The sequence below is a fragment of the Citrobacter sp. wls718 genome, from assembly GCF_005280945.1.
Taxonomy (GTDB): domain Bacteria; phylum Pseudomonadota; class Gammaproteobacteria; order Enterobacterales; family Enterobacteriaceae; genus Citrobacter; species Citrobacter gillenii.
This window is the reverse complement of record NZ_SZWV01000098.1, coordinates 1-2,207: the sequence shown is the minus strand read 5'-3', so window position 1 is coordinate 2,207 and position 2,207 is coordinate 1. Positions and strand designations below refer to the sequence as shown.

Sequence of the window (2,207 nt, the reverse complement as noted above, 5' to 3'; positions counted from 1 at the left end):
CGCTTCATATGAAGCGGGCTTTTTGTTTATACGAAGCGTATTTTCGCGCCTGGCAGGCAATACAGCGACAAACTTGTGAGGATATTCAAAGAAAAAAACATCGGTGAGAACTGTCGTTGAAAGCAAGGCCTGCAAGTGCTTGAATAGTGGCGGAGAGAGGGGGATTTGAACCCCCGGTAGAGTTGCCCCTACTCCGGTTTTCGAGACCGATTTCATTGGTAATATTTTCAATAACTTAACTTTTCACGCTGGTATATCCACAATATTTCCACTTCATAAAATTCAACTAGTTACTCGTTTCTCCATACTTAATATACCAACACTTTCTGAGCTAAACCTAAGCTTCATTCTTACGGAAAGGAGGTGAAATTATGCGCAAAATTTTACTATTCAATAACATGTGAAAACTATCTATACCTGTTTTTGCACTTAATGGTCTGGTCAGGTTAAGTGTGATACTTACAGTATGTCCTATTGTCCCTATTTTGATAATATTGACCATTAATAGATCAGGGTTTAATTGTGCTCATCGATAGCAATGTCTAGTTGCATGTGAAGAGCATCCTCTCAAGGAAGGTTATGAATGAATATGGGTTATCTTTCAATCGCTGCATTAACTGTTGCAGTATTATTAGTTGTCATCGTTTTTGTCCTTTTGACAAAATTACGCGCAGTGAAGGCCTCAGATGCCAGTAAAACAGCACAACTTGAGCGTTATTCCGTCATTTCTGATGCAGAAACGGAAGCAACTCGGGTAACGCTAGAGGCGGAACAACAAGCTCGAGAAATCATCGACGGTGCAAAAAGCACTGCTGCCTCTCTGGAGGAGGAAGCAACTACATTGTTGAGTAATGCACAGTCAACGACCCTATCATTACAGGAGAGAATTACTTCATTACGTGCCTCATATGCCGAGAAAAAAAGCATTTATGACGAACTCGAAAAAGCGATAGCCCTTTATCGTGAAGATGTAGATTTTGCAGAGATGGGTATGTTCGACCCACATTTCGATTTCGACACTTCCGAAGAGTTTAAGGAGGCGATCAAAGATAACAGAAATGAGCAAAAATCCTTATTACGCCTCAAAAACAAAGCCGGAGCTATCTGGTGTGGAACTGACTGGACGGTCCATAATTCCCGTGCCGAAGGGAAAAAAATGACTACCCGAGCTATCAATCTAACAGCGAGGGCGTTCAATGGTGAGTGTGATGCAGCAATTGCCAACTGTACATTCAAGAACTGGTCAGTCATGCATGACAGGATCCAGGCAGCTTTCGATAAAATCAATGCACTCAACGAAGTGAATGATGTGCATATCAGTAAAGAATATCTCAGACTGAAGTTAAAAGAGCTCGATCTCGTACATGCCTACAAAATGAAAAAACAGTCAGAAAAAGAAGAACAGCGGGAAATACGTGCTCAAATGGCAGAAGAACGCAAAGCTCAGCAGGAAATTGAGCGGGCGATTCGAGAGGCAGAAGCGGAAGAGCTTCGTGCACAAAAAGCACTGGATAAAGCCCGTAAGGAAATGGAGTCAAAATTGGCGCAACTGACTACCGAACAGGCAGAAAAATATCAGTCAAAAATTGATGAGTTACGTGACGCCTTAACCGAAGCAGAATTGAAGGGCCAAAAAGCTTTGAGCATGGCACAGCAAACCAAACGTGGGCATGTCTATGTCATTTCCAATGTAGGGTCTTTCGGCGAAGATGTTTTCAAAATCGGTATGACGCGCCGTCTTGACCCTCAGGACCGGGTGGATGAACTAGGAAGTGCCTCAGTACCTTTTCTCTTTGATGTTCACGCCATGATCCATAGTGAAGATGCTCCAGCGCTAGAAAATGCGCTTCATCAACACTTTGATGCCAAACGAACGAACCTCGTTAATAGGCGTAAAGAGTTTTTTAACGTCAGTCTGAAAGAGATCAAGAGTGCTGTTTATGAACTTGCAGGTAATGACGTCGATTTTATCGAAACAGTTGTAGCACAACATTATTACGAGACATTGGCATTACGTAAGAAAAAAAGTGGAGTGGCAGAAGTGCAAACCCAGCATACTGCCGTCCAACCACGTTTTGCTGAGTCAATTTAAGCATAGCCTACTACGTAATACGCTCGTAAAACTACATACTTCCGTTTCTGGCAAATAGCAGCCCTCAAGATGGTATTACGGCGTCATGGGATGTCGGGGGTCGGAGGTTCAAATC

1 protein-coding gene and 1 tRNA gene are annotated in these 2,207 nt (G+C 42.8%); one reads left to right on the top strand and one right to left on the bottom strand.

Annotated elements, in window-relative coordinates:
• Positions 1-147: 147 nt before the first annotated feature.
• Positions 148-270: transfer RNA gene (locus FDW95_RS23235), tRNA-OTHER, on the bottom strand.
• 313 nt (positions 271-583) lie between these two features.
• On the opposite strand from FDW95_RS23235, the gene FDW95_RS18320 reads away from it, so the two are divergent.
• Positions 584-2,092: a DUF4041 domain-containing protein gene (locus FDW95_RS18320; RefSeq protein ID WP_115258841.1), complete on the top strand. Its 1,509-nt coding sequence runs from the start codon at positions 584-586 to the stop codon at positions 2,090-2,092.
• Positions 2,093-2,207: the final 115 nt, after the last annotated feature.

Coding starts and splice junctions, on each gene's coding strand:
- FDW95_RS18320 (WP_115258841.1), top strand. CDS start 584: ATGAATATGGGTTATCTTTCAATCGCTGCATTAACTGTTGCAGTATTA.